We start from the raw sequence: 17,127 nt of genomic DNA, 5'->3' as shown, positions 1-17,127 counted from the left end.
GGCTTCTTTATCGCCGCCAGAACAGTGGCATCAGGAGCATGAGCACTGTCGCGATCTCCAGACGTCCCAGAATCATTCCGACGATCAGGATGGAGAGCGAGGTGTCGCTGAGGGTATGAAAATTGCCCGAAGGGCCAATCAGGGTGCCGAGTCCCGGACCGACATTCGAGATGGCCGTGAGCGCTCCCGTCAGCGACGTCAAGATGTCGAGACCCGTCGCAGCGAGCGCGATCGACAGTATCAGCCAGATGCAGACATAGGAGGCGATGAAGAGGATCACGCCCTTTTCCATCTGGCTTGTCACGACGCGATCGCCATAGCGGATCGGCGCCACGATGCGCTGGAAGAGAAGCTGCTTGAGATTGTTGACGAAGGACTGCCAGAGGATGATCAGCCGATAGGTCTTGATGCCTCCGGCCGTGGAGCCGGAGCAGCCGCCCAGCCACATCGCGCCGAAGACGAGCAGAAGAGCAAACGGTCCCCAATTGCCGTAATCCTCCGTTGCATATCCCGTGGTCGTGACCACCGATACGAAGGTGAAGGCGCTGTGGGTAAGGGCGTCGAACGGCTCGTACTGCTCGGTCAGGATCAGCCAGATGCTGCAAAGGGCGATCAGGCCAACGAGGATCGCCAGATAGGTTTCGATCTGAGGATCATGAGCGGCATCGGTCTGGCGCCTGAAGGCGACGATGGCGAGGATCGTGAAGGGCAGGCCGGCGAGCGTCATGAAGACCGTGCAGGTCCATATCAGCCATGGATCCTGAAAATAGCCGAAGGAGGCGTCATGGGTGGAGAAGCCGCCTGTCGCCAGAGTCGTCAATGCGTGGTTGACGGCATCGAAAAAGGTCATCCCGCCGACCAGGTAGAAGAACGCACAGAGGAAGGTCAAACCGATATAGACCGTCACGAGGGCGACGGAAAATGTCGAGAAACGTGCAAAAGGCCGGTCCTCGATATCGGAACTTTCGATGCGGAAATAGGAAAAGCCGCCGACCCTCAGATAGGGAAGGACGAAGAGGCCGAGCGCGATGACGCCTATGCCGCCGATCCATTGCAGTAGCGAACGCCAGAGGAGAAGGCCCGGCGGCAACTCATCGAGACCGGTGATGACAGTCGAGCCCGTCGTCGTCACAGCGGACACACTTTCGAAAAGGGCATGCACGAAATCGATGGGCAGCGAAGAGAAGTAAAGTGGCATCGCGCCGGCAAAGCTGAGCGTCACCCAGAGAATATTCACGACCAGGAATGCCAGCCGGATCGACGGTCTTGGAGCGGGGCCGCGCGTGGCGAGTATCAGGGCCAAGGCCAGTCCGGCAACAATGAACGAGGTCATGGCGAAAACGCGCCAGTCCGGGTTGCCGACATAAAGATCGACCGCGCCGGGTAGGAGCATTGTGACGGCCAGATAGAGTGCGAAATGCGCCGCGATATGCAGGGCCGTTCGAAGGAGATCGAGGCTCAAATTGTTCTGGTCCCTTGATGCCGACAAGAAGGCGCGTGCCTCACGGAACGCGATATCGGCTTTCGTAAGATCATTCTAGAGCGACGTTGGCTTGGTGTGTAGCGCTATCGAACGCAACACGCTGTCTTTCATTCCGTTTTGATTTTGATGGCGCCAGAGGCCTTCTTTCGGAAGCGACCCACTCCAGACGCTAGCGACGCCAGAAAAGGGGCGTGAAAAGAACCAGCACGGTGAGGATCTCGAGACGTCCAAGAAGCATGCCGAAGATCAGGACGAGCAGCGCACCGTCGTTGAGAGGCTGGAAATTGCCGGATGGTCCGATAATGGGACCGAAGGCCGGTCCCACATTCATCAGAGCGCTGAGGGAGCCGGAGAGCGCTGTGACGAGATCCAGCCCCATGGCGGACAGCGCGATGGCAAGCACGATCCACAGACACAGGGAAATCGAAACGAACAGCATGACGGCCGCCTGCATCTCCGGTGTCACCAACCGTCCGCCATAGCGGATAGGTGTCACGATCTTCGGAAAGAGGAGGCGCTGGAGGCCTGTTCTCAGAAGCTGCCAGAGGATGAGGAACCTGTAGGCCTTGGTGCCGCCGGATGTGGAGCCGGAGCAGCCCCCGAACCAACTGGCCCCGAAGAACAGGACCACTGCGAACGGTCCCCAACTCGTATAATCGTCGCTGGCATAGCCCGTCGTGGTGATGATCGAGACGACGTTGAACGCAGCGTGAGTCAGCGCCTGGAAGAATGGCCAGTCCTGATAAACGACCAGCCAGATCGTCGCGGCGATCGCAGCCGTTGCCACGAGACCGAGAAACAGCTTGATTTGCGGGTCGCGCGCGGCTTCGGTCTGTCCGCGGAATGCAAAAAGCACCAGGACAGTGAACGGCAATCCGCCGATCAGCATGAAGACGATAGCCGTCCAGAGCAGGTGCGGCTGGCTGGCGAAGTGCCCGAAACTGGCATCGTGGGTCGAAAACCCGGCGGTCGCCAGTGTGGTCATGGAGTGGTTGATCGCATCGAACGCCGTCATGCCGCCCATAACGTAGAAGAAGGCGCAGAGGGCGGTCAGTGCGGTGTAGATCAGCAGAATCGAAATAGAAAAGGTCGAGAACCGCGCAAAGGGGCGGTCTTCGATGTCCGAGCTTTCGATACGGAAAAAGCTGAACCCACCGATGTTCAGATAGGGCAGGATAAAGACCCCGAGGGCGATCACGCCCACGCCGCCCATCCATTGCAGGATCGACCGCCATAGCAACAGACCCGGCGGCATGTCGTCCAGCCCGATCAGGACGGTCGATCCGGTGGTGGTGGCGCCGGCTACGCCCTCGAACAGCGCTTCGACGAAACTGATATCGAGCGACGACATGTAGAGCGGCAGCGCGCCGACGAGACTGAGTGTCAACCAAAGGGCATTCACGACGAGGAAGGCGAGGCGCGAACTTGGCGGCGGGGGCGGAGCCTGGGTTGCCAATATGGTGCAAAGCGCTAGGCCCGCGACACAAAATGCCGACAGAGCGAAGATCTGCCAGTCCGGATTGCCGACATAGAGATCCACCGCTGCGGGGATCAGCATGAGCATGGAGAGATAGAGGGCAAAATAGGCGGATATGAAGAGCGTGGCGCGGACGATCGAGGTGGTCACGTTGGCTCACTTCTTCCGGGGTGACTTGCGGCGCCAGTGTCTTGCTGCCATGACGGAAGGATAACCGTTCCGTTCCGCCCTCCGTAGCTTACCGCCCGAGAACGAGGGTGTGTAGCGGGATCAGGCATGGAGAATTCCGTTTTGCAACATCGCTTCCAGTCTGACGTTCATGACATGCTTGGCGCTGCCCGGCGGGCCCAGAAAGCGCTGCGGGAACTGTTCGGTCCCACCCCCTTACAACAGAATGCCTATCTTTCGGAACGGTACGGCGCCGAAATCTGGTTGAAGCGCGAAGATCTTACGCCCGTACGCTCCTACAAATTGCGTGGAGCGTTCAATTTCATGCGCAAGTCGGTGATGCACCACGAAGGCGGCTTCGTCTGTGCGTCGGCCGGCAATCATGCGCAGGGATTCGCCTTTGCCTGCCGCCATTTCGGGCGGAAGGGCACCGTGTTCATGCCGGTGACGACGCCTTCGCAGAAGATCGGCAAGACGCGGGCTTTCGGAGGTGAGTTCGTTGATATCGAACTGATCGGCGATATCTTCGACCAATGCAACGAGGCTGCGAAGGAGTACGCGTCGCACAACGCTGCTCTGATGGTGCCGCCTTTCGATCATACCGATATCATCGAGGGGCAGGGCACGGTCATGACCGAAGTTCTGGAACAGTGGCCGGACGGACAGCCACTCGATCATCTTGTCCTGCCGGTTGGCGGCGGAGGTCTGGCGACCGGAATGCTGGCCGTTGCAGAGGATGCCGGTCTGTCGTTGCAGGCTACTTTATGCGAACCCGCCGGCGCGCCGAGCCTGAAACGGAGCCTTGAGGCCGGTGAGCGCCTGAAGCTGCCGCGCATCGACGGATTTGTGGATGGCGCAGCGGTCGCTCAGATCGGCGAACTGCCCTTCAACGCCCTGCGTGATTTCGATCCGGACGCCGTGCTTTCCATTCCCGAGAATCGTGTCTGCTCAACAATCGTCGAGATGCTCAATATAGAGGGGATCGTTCTGGAGCCGGCAGGTGCGCTATCGATTGACGCGCTGAAGGATCTGGCCGGTCCGGATGGCCGCGCGCTGGAAGGGAAAAGAGTACTCTGCGTCACGTCCGGCGGCAATTTCGACTTCGAGCGCCTGCCGGAGGTCAAGGAGCGAGCACTTCGATCGGAAGGGCTCAAGAAGTATTTCATCTTCCGCTTTCCGCAGCGGCCGGGTGCGCTGCGCGACTTTCTGAGCCTTCTGGGACCGAAGGACGACATTGTGCGCTTCGAATATCTGAAGAAGAGCGCGCGCAATTTCGGCTCGGTGGTGATCGGAATCGAAACGGACCATCCATCGAATTTTCCGGCCCTGATCGCCCGTTTCGATGAGGCGGGATGGGAATGGCAGGACATTACCGGCAACGATCTGCTGGCCAACCTCCTGATCTGACGCTGTTCGCAGACAAGCGCGGATTGCAAAGAGGAGAATGAGACGTCAGGTTCTCCTTCCGCTGGAGGAGGGACCATGATCGATCTTGTCATACTGGGCACGGCCTATGTGCTGTCCCAGTTCTATCGCTCGTTTCTCGCCGTCCTCGTTCCCGCCTTGAAAGAAGACCTTGGAGCAAGCGATGGCACGCTCTCCATGGCGGCGGGCGCCTTCTTCATCGTCTTCGCCCTATCCCAATTCGGTGTCGGCATGGCGCTCGACCGGATCGGTCCAAGGCGGACGGCTTCGGCTCTTCTTTTGTTTGCGGGTGGCGGCGGCGCGATCATTTTCGCCATGGCAACCGAGCCGTTCATGATCGTCATTGCCATGGGGTTGCTGGGATTGGGTTGCGCTCCCGTACTGATGGCGATGACCTTCCTGTTTGCGCGGCGCTTCGATCCGGCGCGACTGGCCCTCCTGATGAGCGTTTTTATCGGGATCGGCTCGGCGGGCAATGTCGTCGGGACGACGCCGCTGGCGCTGGCCGCAGAGGCCTATGGATGGCGCGTCGTCATGATGGGCCTTGCGGCAGTGACCATTGCCACGGCGGTCCTTGCGTTTTTCCTCTTGCGGGATCCGCCACGACTTGCGGCCGGCTCTTCCTCTGGCGGAGTTGCCGGGATATTGCGCCTTCTGAAGATCAGGGCGTTATGGCCCGTGCTTGCCGTGTCGGTGGTCGTCTACAGCCCTGCCGCCAACATTCGCGGCTTGTGGACGGGTCCTTATCTCGCAGAGCGTTTTGACGCCAGTTCGGTCGTGATCGGCAATGTCACCCTCGCCATGGCGATTGCCATGGTCATCGGCTCGGTCGTTTACGGGCCTCTCGATACGCTGCTGCGAACCCGAAAATGGGTGATCTTCTTCGGTAATGTGGTCGTGTTGCTGGCCCTGATCCTGCTGATGGTTTCCGGTGATCTGTCTATCATGGCGGCCTCGGTCCTCTTCGTGCTCATCGGTCTTTTCGGTGCAGCCTACGGCGTCAGCATGGCGCATGGCCGGGCGTTCATTCCCGAGGAACTGACAGGGCGGGGTGTGACACTCATCAATTTCTTCTGCATCGGCGGAGCAGGTGTCTGCCAGTGGCTGAGCGGGGGCATCGGGGCGGCTGTTTCTCCGGCGTGGCGCTACGAGGCCGTTTTCGGGTTCTACGCCATTGTTCTGGCGCTTGGTCTCTTGATCTACCTGTTTTCCCGGGACGCCAAGCCGCAATCATCTTGAACCGGTCGGCGGCTATTCGCGTCTTGATTCCGGTTTTTCGTTCAATGCATTGTGGATATACAGTTTTTCGCGATGATCTGAGATCGCTTCCTTCTGCTTGGCAGCGCGCTAATTCGACCTGATGACGAATGCGGCCCGTCCCAGTCGAAACCCTGCGAAGCGTCTGTCGGCATGGCGTCTTGGTATCTACGCTCTGCCGGCGCTGCCGCTCGCGGCTTTGACGTTGCCGCTCTACATGGTCGTTCCGACCTTCTACACGGATGTCCTTGGCTTGCCGCTCGGCGCTGTCGGGGTGGTGCTGCTCGCTGTCCGATTGATAGACGCGATCTCGGATCCGTGTGTTGGCTGGATGGCTGATCGTTATCGCCCGGCATTCGGACGGCGCCGCACGGCGGTGGCCATATCCATCCTGCCGACAGCGGTCAGCGCCTATATGCTCTTGGCGCCACCGGCGGGCGCGGGGCTTGGCTATCTGTTCGCATGGGCCACGGCGCTGGCAGTTTCCTTCACCGTCGCTTACCTGCCCTATGTGGCTTGGGGTGCAGAGCTGGAAACCGATTATCGCGGACGCAGTCGTGTGGCGGGTTTTCGCGAGTGCGGCACTCTGATTGGCACGCTCGTTGCCATCGCCTTGCCTTTCGCGATCGATGGTGGACGTGTCACCGACAGCACCGAGGGATGGCACGGCCTCGCCGTACTCGGGCTTTCGATAGGGTTGGTGCTTGTCTTTTCGGGTGGCCTTGCGCTCGCTGTGGTGCCGGAACCCGATGAGCATAGCCGCCGCTATCGCATCGCGTTTCGGGAAGGTCTGGCGGCAATGGCCGCCAACCGCCCGTTCCTCCGTCTCATCGCCGCCTATCTGCTGAATGGGCTGGCTAATGGCGTGCCGGCGACGCTCTTTCTTTATTTCGTGGAGGCGCGTTTTGGTCTGCCGGATTGGCAGGGCCCGCTTCTCTTCACCTATTTCGCCTGTGGCGTATTGGGCGTGCCGCTGGCTCTTTTTCTTTCCAGGCAGCTCTCAAAACACCGCGCCTGGTGCTGGGCCATGCTCTTTGCGTGCGCGGTTTTCGTGGTGGTACCGTTCCTGACCGGGCCGATGGGAGCGATCATATTTGCCGTTATCGTCGTCGTTACCGGCCTGGCGCTCGGCTTCGACCTGTCGCTGCCATCATCGATCCAGGCCGATGTCATCGATATCGATACCGCTGCGACAGGGGAGCAACGCTCGGGGCTCTATTTTTCGGCATGGTCGCTGGCCACCAAATTATCGCTGGCGCTTGGCGTCGGAATAGCCTTTCCAATCTTGCAATCGGTCGGCTTTAACGCGTCAGACGGTACGAACAACAGCGGGACGGCGCTTTTCACGCTCGCCGCGCTCTATGGCTGGACACCCATCGTTTTCAAGCTGATCGCCATTGCACTGATGTGGAACTTTCCGCTGGATGAAGACGCTCAGACAGAGCTTCGCAGCCGGATTGAAACCGAGTCGGTCACCCTGACGCCCTAGTCGACATCGTCACCAGAGGCATCGGGCCGCTTTTCGCGATCGGGTCTGGCGAAAAAATGCTTTGGCTCGCGAACTTTTCTGTCCTTCCAGCCCATCGCCCGGCGCATGACGGGGAAATAGACCCCATAGGGGAAGAGGTTGATGAATTTCAGGATATAGGCGAGCGATTTCGGGAAGGTCACTTCGAACCCGCCATGTTCGAGGCCGTCGACCAGGGCTTCGGCGGCGTCGTCCACCTCCATCAGGAACGGCATCTGAAAGTTGTTCTGCTCGGTAAGCGGCGTATCTACAAAGCCCGGATTGATGATCTGAGTCCGGATGTTGATCTTGTCGAGATCGAATTTCAGCGCCGCGGCCATGTTGTTGAGGGCGGCTTTCGAAGCGCCATAGGCCGAAGCCATGGGCAGGCCGCCATAGGCTGAAACCGACCCGACGATGGCGACGTGTCCGCGGCCACGCTCGCGCATGTGCAGGATGGCTGGAACAAGTCCGTTCAACGTTCCAAATACGTTGATTTTGTATGTCTTTTTTAGGTTCTCCAGACTGGGGTCCGTGCCGATGACCGGCCAGTAATTGCCTGCGACAAAAACGGCGAGGGCGATCGCGCCATGTTCGGCAACAGATCGTTCCATCAAGGCCTGCAAAGCATCTTCGTCGGTGACGTCGCAGGGAGCGGGGATGATTTTACCCGGCAATGCTTCCGCTTCATCAGCAAGGCTCTTGAGCTTGTCTTCACTGCGGGCCACGCCGAGAACCGTCCATCCCTTTCGCGCCAGGATCAGGGCGGTAGCACGCCCGATGCCCGATGAAGCGCCGGTCAGGAAACAGACGCCATCGGCTGGCTTTGCTCGGTAGAGGGACATCGGTTCGTCTCCAACTTGAAAACTGTCTTGCAGCGCCAGATAGGGTTTCAGGGCGTTGCGTGAAGCGGCTGAAGAAAAGGCTGATTTTGCGTGTCAGGCCGGAGAGGTGGAACAGGAGCGCTTGAACCGGTTTGAGTGGCCTCATAGTTTCCCGCCTCTGTTGCAGAAACTCGAAACGATGGAAAAACAAATGGCTCGCTCAGTTCTCGATTGCATCGGCGAAACGCCGCTCATTCGCCTCCACAAGGCATCGGAGCTGACCGGCTGCGAAATTCTCGGCAAGGCGGAATTTCTCAATCCCGGTCAGTCCGTGAAGGACCGGGCCGGCCTCTTCATTATCCGCGATGCGGAGGAAAAGGGGTTGTTGCAGCCTGGCGGAGTCATCGTCGAGGGGACGGCCGGCAATACGGGTATCGGCCTCACCGTCGTGGCCAAGGCGCTCGGCTACCGGACCGTCATCGTGATTCCGGAAACGCAGAGCCAGGAGAAGAAGGATGCGCTCCGCCTTCTGGGAGCCGAATTGCTCGAGGTTCCCGCTGTTCCCTACAAGAACCCGAACAATTACGTGAAGGTTTCGGGCCGGTTGGCTGAAAAGCTCGCCCGCGAATCCAACAAGGGCGCGATCTGGGCGAACCAGTTCGACAATGTGGCCAATCGCGATGGACACATTCGGACCACCGCGCAGGAGATATGGCGCCAGACTGACGGAAAGGTCGACGGGTTCGTCGCGGCTGTGGGCACCGGCGGCACGCTGGCAGGCACGGCGATGGGATTGAAGGAGCACAACCCGCAGATCAAATCGGCGCTTGCCGATCCGGGCGGTGCTGCTCTCTACAGCTATTACACCGATGGCGAATTGAAGAGCGAAGGTACGTCGATCACCGAAGGGATCGGCCAAGGGCGCATCACCGCCAATCTCGAAGGCTTCACACCGGACTTTGCCTATCGTATTCCCGACGAGGAAGCGCTGCCGATCATCTTCGATCTGGTGCAGGAGGAAGGCCTATGCCTGGGCGGCTCCTCCGGGATCAACATTGCCGGCGCAATCCGCCTTGCCAAGGATCTGGGACCCGGCCACACCATCGTGACCATCCTCTGCGATTACGGCACACGCTATCAGAGCAAGCTCTTCAACCCTGATTTTCTCGAAGGGAAGGGACTGCCGGTCCCCGGCTGGATGGAAACGACGCCGCAGATCGACATCCCCTTCGAAGACGCGTGACGTCCGATGGCTGATCCGACCGAGCAGCTCTTTGCGGCCGATGCCTATCTATCGACGGTGGAAGCAAACGTCGTCGCCGTAGACGGCGATGGCGCGATCCTTCTCGACCGGACAAACTTTTACGCGACCTCTGGCGGGCAGCCGGGCGATACCGGCTTTCTGGAACGTGCCGACGGCACTCAGATAGCTGTCACCGGCACGGTCTATGGTGATCCGTCCAAATCCGTCATCCGCCACCTGACCGGGGGAGGCGTGCTACCGGAACCCGGCGAAAAGCTTATCCTTCACATCGATTGGGAGCGTCGGCATAAGCTGATGCGGATGCATACGGCTTGCCATCTGCTCTCTGTCGTTTGCCCTTTTCCGATCACCGGCGCTTCGGTGGGTGAGGAGGAGAGCCGTGTCGATTTCGACATGGCCGATGCCCCGGACAAGGCGGAAATCACCAGCCAAATCATGCGTCTTGTTAGCGAAAATCATCCGATTTTCACGCGTACGATCCAGGAGAGCGAGCTGGAAGCCAATCCCGGCCTTGTCAAAAGCAAGAATGTCCGACCGCCGCGCGGAACAGGGTCGATCCGTCTCGTATGCATCGGGGATGACGCGAATGTCGACAGCCAGCCCTGCGGCGGCACCCATGTTACCGAGACGGGCGAAGTCGGACCGGTCCACATTGGCAAGATCGAAAAGAAAGGGCGTGAAAACCGGCGTTTCCGAATTCGCTTCGGTGCCCTAGATTCTTCCTGACCGATCGGTGAAGGAAAGAAGGGGCAATATGAAACTCGAAGGTTCCTGCCATTGCGGGGCGGTTCGCTTCACCTGCGAGTCCTCAGCTCCCGTTCCGTATCAGCGCTGCTATTGCTCCATTTGCCGAAAGCAACAGGGCGGTGGCGGCTATGCGATCAATCTGGGCGCTGATGCCGATACGATGCAGGTCGAGGGCCGGGAGAATGTCACCGTCTATCATGCCGAGATGGAGCATGGAACGAGTTCCGGCGAACGGCATTTCTGTAGCCGCTGCGGATCGGGGCTTTGGCTTTTCGATCCCACCTGGCCGGACCTCATTCATCCCTTTGCCTCCGCCATCGACAATGATCTGCCGGAGCCGCCGGCGATCACCTCCCTCATGCTCGATTCCAAGGCCAATTGGGCCGAGGTGCATGATGGGCCAGGCGATAAGCACTTTGATGAATATCCCGATGAATCGCTCGCCGAATGGCACACGCGACACGAATGGAAGGCGCCTTCATGACCGACGAATTGCCGCAGCCGATGGTTTCCGCCGAATGGCTTGAAGAGCACCTGCATGAGCCGGGGCTGTCGATCCTGGATGCCTCCTGGTATCTGCCGGCGCAGGGCCGGGATGCGGAAGAAGAGTATGAGGCCGGTCACATTCCCGGCGCGGTCTTCTTCGATCAGGATCTGGTCGTCGAGCCTGGCTCCGATCTGCCTCACACTTTGCCTTCGCCACGACATTTCGCGCAGCATGTCGGTTCCATGGGCGTCGCCGTGCATGACCGGATCGTCGTGTATGACGGGCCAGGATTCTTCACGGCGCCGCGGGTCTGGTGGATGCTCCGCACAATGGGAGCCAAAAATGTTGCGGTTCTGAGTGGCGGCGCGGATGGCTGGAAAGCCGAGGGGCGCCCAGTTACCAAGGAGCCGACGAAGGTCGCACCCTGCCTGTTCGAAACCGATTTCGATGAAAATGCCGTTGTCTCGCTCGATGAGATGAAAGCTGTTGCCGGCTCGGGCGATGCCGTGATCGTCGACGCTCGCCCTGCCGGCCGCTTCACCGGAGAGGAGCCTGAACCACGCGAAGGCATGAAGTCCGGTCACATCCCCGGTTCGCGCAATGTCCCGACAACAAGTCTGTCGAAAGACGGGGCCCTCAAGGACGAAGCGGCTCTCGCATCGCTCTTTGAAGACGCAGGTGTTCAAAAGGACCGGCCTGTCATCACCAGTTGCGGGTCCGGCGTGACAGCGGCGGCTCTGCTTCTGGCGCTGGAGCAAGCCGGGTATGAGAATGTTCGACTCTATGACGGCTCCTGGTCGGAGTGGGGCTCTCGACCGGAAACGGATGTGGAGACCGGACCGGCGCGAGCCGGTGGTTGAGCGGAGCCGTGACTGTCAGCACAAATGAGTGAACTGAAAGCGGTTTTCACCTGGCTTCAAAGAACGGAGCCACCCGGCCCGATGCCGCCGGCGCCTCTGGCGGGGCAGATGGCCCTGATGCGCGTATCCAACGTGCCACTTGCATTCTATCGGTTCCTCCTCGACCAGATCGGCCGCAATCATCACTGGGTGCAGCGGATGCGTCTTCCGGACGATACGTTGCGGTCCATCCTCGATGCATCCACGACGGATATCGCGGTGCTCTATCTTGATGGCGCACCAGCCGGGCTTTTCGAGATCGACCGGAAGCGTGACGGCGTTGCGCATATCGTCCACTTCGGCCTTATGGCGCATGCTCAGGGGCGCAAACTGTCGCGCTGGTTCTTTCACGCGGCCTTGTCGGCAGCATGGAATGAAGGGACGGAGCGCGTCACGATCGGTACGACGTCGCTCGATCACCCCGCTGCATTACGGCTCTATCAGCGTTTCGGATTTGAAGTCACCGAGCGCTCGCAGGGCACGATACGGCCATTGAGCGAGCCTGAACGGTTTCAGAAACTCGGTGGGCTTTCCTAAGCGGGCTTGCGCAGGATGATCTGCCGAACGTCGATATGCTCCTGCCGGAAACCGGCTTCGCAATAATAGAGATAAAACAGCCAGACCTTTCGAAAGCGCTCGTCGAATCCCAGAGCCCGGACCTTCGGCCATGCCTCTTCGAACCGCTCACGCCAGAGGGCAAGCGTGCGGGCATAATCCTGAGGAAATGGATTTTCATATTCGATGGAGAGGCCCACCTCGCTTGCCAGCGCTCGCAGATGGGTGGGCGTCGGCAGCATGCCGCCTGGAAAGACGTAACGCTGTATGAAATCGGGGTAGCGGCGATAATCCTCGAATGCGCTCTCGTGAATCGTGATGATCTGGAGCCCTGCCGTGCCCCCAGGCTTGAGCGTTCGCCTGAGCGTTTCGAAGTAGGTAGACCACCAACGCTCGCCCACCGCCTCGAACATTTCGATGGAAGCAACATGGTCGTAAAGGCCCGTTTCGTCCCGGTAATCGCGAAAAATGATCTCGCTCCTGTCAGCAAACCCGGCATCCGCAAGGCGCTGCTCGGCAAAATCATGTTGCTGCTGGCTGATGGTCAGCCCCGTGACATGGCATCCCCTCCGGGCCGCGCTTTCTGCAAAGCCCCCCCAGCCGCAGCCGATTTCCAGAATGTGTTCGCCGGCGCTCACATTCATGGCATCCAGCAACGCCTCGTATTTCGCTTTCTGCGCCTCTTCCAGCGTCTCGGTGCCAGCCTGCCAAAGGGCCGATGAATACGTCATGGTAGGGTCGAGCCAGAGACGATAGAAATCGTTGCCTAGGTCGTAGTGAGCCGAGATATTGCGACGGGCACCCCTTCGCGAATTGCTGTTCAGCCAGTGCCGGACCTTCTGCACCATGTGCGAGAGCCTGCTGCCGGTGCTCGCAACCTCGTTCAAGGTTTCGGTATTCGCGAGGAAAAGCTCCAGAAAGGTGACGATGTCGGGGCTGTCCCAATCGCCGTCAAACCAGCTCTCGGCAACGCCAACCGTTCCATCCATAAAAGCACGGCGTGGTAGGCGCCAATTGTAGAGATGCAATTGGCCGGCAGGGCCAGCCTTGTTGGCCTCTATAACGATGAGGCGGCCGTCCGGCAGGGTCGCTCGCAACGACCCGGCGCGGATCGAGGAGAGGCTGGCCAATGCCTTGCGAGCAGTAAGGGGAATGTCCTTCAGAGCCTTTGGCAATTCCATGCCAGGACGAATGTGAATCTCTTGAAGGCTTGTGTCGGTCATGGAAACTCGTGTCCTTCAGGTCGCGCGCCGCAAGAAGCAGATCGGCTTTGGATCGTGTCATGATCGTCACGGTCCTGATCACCGGCGCCACGAAATTTCACGCCTTTGATCCAGAGCTTCAAGGCTTCCCAGTGGATTGCAGCATAAATCTTGAACGGCAGGAAGGGGATGGCGAAGAGGTACCCCAGCAGAGAGCGGGTAGTGACGGGATGCTGCCGACCGGCAAACACGGCCTCGAACAGCGGCCCCTCCCTGTCGGTTTCGTGAATACGCAGCTTGACCGCCTCTCCCGGTGGCAGGACGCGAAAATCATAGGTCATCTCAGGGCCGATGAAGGGCGAGACGTGGAGGCGCTTGTCGCTGCTCTGCCGGATCCCCGCATTGCTGATTTCGCTCTCAATCACTGGCGCGAGATATGCATGTCTTCCGCCAAAGGTATTGCGGACATCGTAGACGATCATCTGCACCGTATCGTCCTCGCTCAATCCGAACCAGACGCTGATCGGATTGAAGACCCATCCGAACATGCGCGGATAGCACAGCAGGAGCCAGCGGTGGGGTAGGGGTGAGGACGGCTTTGCCTCGCGAAACCAAGCGTCCGCCTGGTGGCGCAGGTCTGTCTGGTCTTTTCGCAGATGGTCGGTCGCACGAAAGGAGAGAAGACCGGGAGCTTCAATACCCAGAAGGAAAGACAGGCGGTTGGCCTCGTCCAGGCGGTCGACGTCGATCAGCAGGGAATAAACCTTGTAGGAAAAGCGATGGCCGACAGGATGAAGGCGATGATGCATCACCTTCCCCGCATAGAGGACGGCGGCGTCTTCTGGCGGCGCACCGTTTGCAGTCATCGTGGAGGGCAGGCGTCGCTTCACTCGGCCGCCTCTTTTCTCCTCAAGCCGTCCTTTGGTGTTTCGACGTCCGCATCGGTGGGATAAAACGGCTCCAATTCGGCAGGGAATGGGATGTCGGCCCCGAGGGCGGCGGCGATACGCAAGCCCGAACGGAGGCCATCTTCATGGAAGCCGTAACCGGTCCATGCACCAGCCAGCCAGATGCCGTCTTTGCCTTGAACCGCCTCCAGAATGCCTTGCGCCGCCATTCCACCTGCATTGAACTGTGGGTGATCGTAGCGCCATTCGCCGAAAATCGTTGCAGGATCGGGCTCGGTACTGGGATTGAGCGTGACGAACAGCGGAATCTCGGAATCGATATTCTGCAGCCTGTTCATCCAATAGGTCACGGAGACCTCTCCGTTGCCCTCTTCCTCTGAGGAGCGGTGATAGTTCCACGCTGCCCATGCGCGCCGACGCTTGGGCATGAAAGATGAGTCGCTGTGCAAAATCACACGGTTCGGCCGGTAGCCAATGGCGGAGAGAACCGACTTCCTCCGCGTGTTGGTATCGGCTGACAGCATTGCGAGCGACTGATCGCTATGGCTGGCGAGAACCACATGGTCGAACCGCCGCTCGATCCGGCTCGTCCGGACGATCGGTCCGGCTTCCGATGGAAGCACGGCGTCCACCTTCGCATTCAGCAGCACTCGGCCATCGCGGCCGACCGGAGCCAGAAGGCGATCGAGATAGTTGCGCGCACCGCCGCTCACGGTTCGCCATTTCGGCCGGTCCATGCTGTTGAGGCGGTGGTTGTGGAAGAAGGAGAGGAACGCGTCTGCGGGAAAATCGAGCATCGCTTCGCGCGGTGTCGACCAGATAGCTGCGCTCATCGGGATCAGGTAATCGTCGCGGAATGCCTGACTGAAATTATGATGATCCAGCCACTCCCCAAGGGTGAGCGATTTCAGATAGGCGGAGCCCCGTTCTTCTGCGGAGCGTTCGTTGAAACGCTTCATGCCCCAGAGCATCTGCCAGAACCGCGGACGGAATATGTTGCGTTTCTGAGCGATTGCCTGCCGCCAGTCATCGGAGCCAGCCCATTCGAAACTGCCGTTATCCATCGAGAGCGAAAAGCTCATCTCGCTCTCTTCCGTCCTGACCCGCAGATGATCAAAAAGCGTGGTCAGCAAGGGGTAGGTGAGCGTATTGAAAACAATAAAGCCGGTGTCGACCGGAATCTTCCGGTCGCCAATCTGCACGTCGCGTGTGGCTGTATGGCCACCTGCACGGTCTTCGGCTTCGAAAAGGGTCACATTGGCACAATGCCGCAAGGCCCATGCGCAAGAGGCGCCTGAAATACCGCTGCCTATGACCGCAATGTCGGGCTTTTCCTTTTGGCCTTCACGCGTTTGGCGGGACAGGGCAGGGTCTACAAAATTCATCAATCGTCCTTCAGGCCTTTAAATGCGTCGAGCGCTCGCTGGCGTGCCGCAGCGTGGTCTACCAAAGGACGAGGATAGTCGACGCCGAGTTTCACATTGGCGGCGGAAAGTACGTCATCCGGTGCTTCCCATGGGGCATGCAGAAACTTGTCTGGAAGGGCAGCGATCTCTGGCACGAACGCCCGGACATATCTGCCGTCGGCATCGAAGCGGCGTCCCTGGGTCACGGGCGCGAAAATACGAAAAAAAGGCGCAGCGTCGGCGCCGGATCCTGCTGTCCATTGCCAGTTGAAAGCATTATTGGCCGGGTCGGCATCGACAAGCGTGTCGTAAAACCATTCTTCGCCGCGCTTCCAATGCACCATCAGATGTTTGGTCAGAAAACTTGCGACGATCATCCTGACACGGTTGTGCATCCAGCCTGTCTGCCAGAGCTCGCGCATGCCGGCGTCGACGATGGGATAGCCCGTAAGGCCCTTTTGCCAGTCGATAAGCGAAGGGTCGTTGGCGTCTTCTTGCCAGGGAAAACGGTCGAACCGGCTGTCGATATTGCTCCAGGCCATCTGGGGCAGGTTGGTCAGCAGATGCCAGGCAAACTCCCGAAAGATCAATTCGCGCTGAAAGGTCGTGACGCCGCGCCCGGGATTACGTGGCGCCGCCGTCTCCACACCGTGCCAGACCTGGCGAGGGCTGATCTCGCCAAAAGCCAGATGCGCCGAGAGGCGAGATGTTCCGTATTTGCCGGGATGATCGCGGCCAACCGTATAATCACTCAAACCGTTTGACAGGAAGTGTTGAAGCGTTGTCTGAGCGCCTTCCTCACCGGGTTGCCATTGCGGCGAGAAACCTGAAGCCCAGTCCGGCTCGCTGGGCAGAAATGCATAATCGCCGAGTTTATCGCTCTCGGGTGGCGATGCGAAATGGAAAGGCAGATCGCATGTTTCTGGCCGCGCATCCTGAACCAGCGGAATGACCTTGCGGGCGAACGGTGAAAAAACACGGTAAAATCGGTTCGACGACGTTCGGACCGAGGAGGGCTCGTGAAGCAGAAAGCCTTCATGCCGATAAAAGGGGATATCGCCGTCGCGAAGTGCGTCGGCCAGTTCGGTATCCGCCTCCAGCCCGGCCGGATCATAACGGCGCGATGCGTGGACTTCGCAAGCACCTGTCTCGGCAATGAGGCTTTCAACGGCGGAGACAAGCCGACCAGAGCGCAAAATCAGGCTTCCGCCTTTTGACCGGATTGACGAGGAGAGGCTTTCCAGCGAGTGGTGCAGCCACCAGCGGCTTGCACTACCCGGTCGTCGAAACGCCGCGTCGCCCTCGGTCTCGTAAATGTAGACGCACACGAGCGGACAGCCGCTTAGCCGAGCGGCATTCAGGGCAGGGTTGTCCTCAAGCCGCAGATCGTTGCGAAACAGGACCAGAGCCGGGCGATTGTCGTCTGGTGAGGGCACGATCCATCCGTGTCTGAGGGTTCTCCGGATGGTTGTATCGCGCGCGGTGCAGGGTTCAATGCACCCTTCGTTGAAAGATGTG

The 17,127-nt window shown here is 59.5% G+C and carries 15 protein-coding genes; 8 read left to right on the top strand and 7 right to left on the bottom strand.

All coding sequences use genetic code 11. The annotated features are described in order from the left end of the window. Nucleotides 1–7: 7 nt before the first annotated feature. Together D8780_RS07280 and D8780_RS07275 are read right to left on the bottom strand one after the other, a co-directional pair. Entirely contained in the window at nucleotides 8–1,462 is a 1,455-nt protein-coding gene (locus D8780_RS07280) for a TrkH family potassium uptake protein (RefSeq protein ID WP_245412286.1), read from the bottom strand. A 190-nt stretch (nucleotides 1,463–1,652) separates the two neighbouring features. Then, nucleotides 1,653–3,110, bottom strand: a complete 1,458-nt coding sequence (locus D8780_RS07275) for a TrkH family potassium uptake protein (protein WP_245412285.1) — start codon at nucleotides 3,108–3,110, stop codon at nucleotides 1,653–1,655. Nucleotides 3,111–3,284: 174 nt separating this feature from the next. On the opposite strand from D8780_RS07275, the gene ilvA reads away from it, so the two are divergent. The 3 genes from ilvA to D8780_RS07260 all read left to right on the top strand — a co-directional run bounded on the left by ilvA (nucleotide 3,285) and on the right by D8780_RS07260 (nucleotide 7,299). Beyond that, nucleotides 3,285–4,535: a threonine ammonia-lyase IlvA gene (gene ilvA, locus D8780_RS07270; protein ID WP_121646430.1), complete on the top strand. Its 1,251-nt coding sequence runs from the start codon at nucleotides 3,285–3,287 to the stop codon at nucleotides 4,533–4,535. 75 nt (nucleotides 4,536–4,610) lie between these two features. Then, nucleotides 4,611–5,792, top strand: a complete 1,182-nt coding sequence (locus D8780_RS07265; protein ID WP_121645001.1) for an MFS transporter — start codon at nucleotides 4,611–4,613, stop codon at nucleotides 5,790–5,792. 121 nt (nucleotides 5,793–5,913) lie between these two features. Then, the gene (locus D8780_RS07260; protein ID WP_121645000.1) at nucleotides 5,914–7,299 is read left to right on the top strand and encodes an MFS transporter; all 1,386 of its coding nucleotides are present in this window, start codon (nucleotides 5,914–5,916) and stop codon (nucleotides 7,297–7,299) included. On the opposite strand, the gene D8780_RS07255 is transcribed toward D8780_RS07260, so the two are convergent. Continuing rightward, on the bottom strand, nucleotides 7,296–8,162 hold the full coding sequence (locus D8780_RS07255; RefSeq protein WP_121644999.1) for an SDR family NAD(P)-dependent oxidoreductase: 867 nt from the start codon (nucleotides 8,160–8,162) through the stop codon (nucleotides 7,296–7,298). The genes D8780_RS07260 and D8780_RS07255 overlap by 4 nt on opposite strands. A 190-nt stretch (nucleotides 8,163–8,352) precedes the next feature. Between D8780_RS07255 and D8780_RS07250 the strand changes: the two genes are divergently transcribed. From D8780_RS07250 to D8780_RS07230, 5 genes are read left to right on the top strand one after another with little or no spacing between them, the layout of a single operon-like run. Further along, nucleotides 8,353–9,384 carry a cysteine synthase A gene (locus D8780_RS07250; protein WP_121646429.1) on the top strand — a complete coding sequence of 344 codons (1,032 nt, stop codon included), beginning with the start codon at nucleotides 8,353–8,355 and terminating at the stop codon, nucleotides 9,382–9,384. 6 nt (nucleotides 9,385–9,390) lie between these two features. Next, nucleotides 9,391–10,131 (top strand): alanyl-tRNA editing protein, encoded by a 741-nt coding sequence (locus D8780_RS07245; protein ID WP_121644998.1) that lies wholly within the window; start codon nucleotides 9,391–9,393, stop codon nucleotides 10,129–10,131. A 28-nt stretch (nucleotides 10,132–10,159) separates the two neighbouring features. Then, the gene (locus D8780_RS07240; protein ID WP_121644997.1) at nucleotides 10,160–10,636 is read left to right on the top strand and encodes a GFA family protein; all 477 of its coding nucleotides are present in this window, start codon (nucleotides 10,160–10,162) and stop codon (nucleotides 10,634–10,636) included. Continuing rightward, nucleotides 10,633–11,499 (top strand): 3-mercaptopyruvate sulfurtransferase, encoded by an 867-nt coding sequence (gene sseA, locus D8780_RS07235; protein ID WP_121644996.1) that lies wholly within the window; start codon nucleotides 10,633–10,635, stop codon nucleotides 11,497–11,499. Before D8780_RS07240 ends, sseA begins: the two co-directional genes overlap by 4 nt. Nucleotides 11,500–11,523: 24 nt before the next feature. After that, entirely contained in the window at nucleotides 11,524–12,075 is a 552-nt protein-coding gene (locus D8780_RS07230) for a GNAT family N-acetyltransferase (RefSeq protein ID WP_121644995.1), read from the top strand. Here the strand turns inward: D8780_RS07230 and D8780_RS07225 are convergent. Genes D8780_RS07225 through D8780_RS07210 form a run of 4 tightly spaced genes read right to left on the bottom strand, consistent with a single transcriptional unit; the run spans nucleotide 12,072 to nucleotide 17,045 of the window. After that, nucleotides 12,072–13,316 (bottom strand): SAM-dependent methyltransferase, encoded by a 1,245-nt coding sequence (locus D8780_RS07225; protein ID WP_121644994.1) that lies wholly within the window; start codon nucleotides 13,314–13,316, stop codon nucleotides 12,072–12,074. The two genes, D8780_RS07230 and D8780_RS07225, sit on opposite strands and share 4 nt — an antisense overlap. Beyond that, nucleotides 13,313–14,185, bottom strand: a complete 873-nt coding sequence (locus D8780_RS07220) for a DUF1365 domain-containing protein (protein WP_121644993.1) — start codon at nucleotides 14,183–14,185, stop codon at nucleotides 13,313–13,315. Before D8780_RS07220 ends, D8780_RS07225 begins: the two co-directional genes overlap by 4 nt. Further along, nucleotides 14,182–15,588, bottom strand: a complete 1,407-nt coding sequence (locus D8780_RS07215; RefSeq protein ID WP_121644992.1) for an NAD(P)/FAD-dependent oxidoreductase — start codon at nucleotides 15,586–15,588, stop codon at nucleotides 14,182–14,184. Before D8780_RS07215 ends, D8780_RS07220 begins: the two co-directional genes overlap by 4 nt. Next, nucleotides 15,588–17,045, bottom strand: coding sequence for a cryptochrome/photolyase family protein (locus tag D8780_RS07210; protein ID WP_121644991.1), 1,458 nt, complete (start codon nucleotides 17,043–17,045; stop codon nucleotides 15,588–15,590). The genes D8780_RS07215 and D8780_RS07210 overlap by 1 nt, the downstream gene beginning before the upstream one ends. Between the last annotated feature and the right edge of the window lie 82 nt (nucleotides 17,046–17,127).

This window comes from Notoacmeibacter ruber (assembly GCF_003668555.1).
In the GTDB taxonomy this organism is placed as follows: domain Bacteria; phylum Pseudomonadota; class Alphaproteobacteria; order Rhizobiales; family Rhizobiaceae; genus Notoacmeibacter; species Notoacmeibacter ruber.
The sequence above is the reverse complement of the archived record's forward strand: the minus strand, read 5'-3'. Positions and strand labels throughout refer to the sequence as shown.

What these genes read in the sequence shown, in the direction of transcription:
- ilvA (WP_121646430.1), top strand. Translation starts at nt 3,285, where the DNA reads ATGCTTGGCGCTGCCCGGCGGGCCCAGAAAGCGCTGCGGGAACTGTTC.
- D8780_RS07265 (WP_121645001.1), top strand. Translation starts at nt 4,611, where the DNA reads ATGATCGATCTTGTCATACTGGGCACGGCCTATGTGCTGTCCCAGTTC.
- D8780_RS07260 (WP_121645000.1), top strand. Translation starts at nt 5,914, where the DNA reads ATGACGAATGCGGCCCGTCCCAGTCGAAACCCTGCGAAGCGTCTGTCG.
- D8780_RS07255 (WP_121644999.1), bottom strand. Translation starts at nt 8,162, where the DNA reads ATGTCCCTCTACCGAGCAAAGCCAGCCGATGGCGTCTGTTTCCTGACC.
- D8780_RS07250 (WP_121646429.1), top strand. Translation starts at nt 8,353, where the DNA reads ATGGCTCGCTCAGTTCTCGATTGCATCGGCGAAACGCCGCTCATTCGC.
- D8780_RS07245 (WP_121644998.1), top strand. Translation starts at nt 9,391, where the DNA reads ATGGCTGATCCGACCGAGCAGCTCTTTGCGGCCGATGCCTATCTATCG.
- D8780_RS07240 (WP_121644997.1), top strand. Translation starts at nt 10,160, where the DNA reads ATGAAACTCGAAGGTTCCTGCCATTGCGGGGCGGTTCGCTTCACCTGC.
- sseA (WP_121644996.1), top strand. Translation starts at nt 10,633, where the DNA reads ATGACCGACGAATTGCCGCAGCCGATGGTTTCCGCCGAATGGCTTGAA.
- D8780_RS07230 (WP_121644995.1), top strand. Translation starts at nt 11,524, where the DNA reads ATGAGTGAACTGAAAGCGGTTTTCACCTGGCTTCAAAGAACGGAGCCA.
- D8780_RS07225 (WP_121644994.1), bottom strand. Translation starts at nt 13,316, where the DNA reads ATGACCGACACAAGCCTTCAAGAGATTCACATTCGTCCTGGCATGGAA.
- D8780_RS07215 (WP_121644992.1), bottom strand. Translation starts at nt 15,588, where the DNA reads ATGAATTTTGTAGACCCTGCCCTGTCCCGCCAAACGCGTGAAGGCCAA.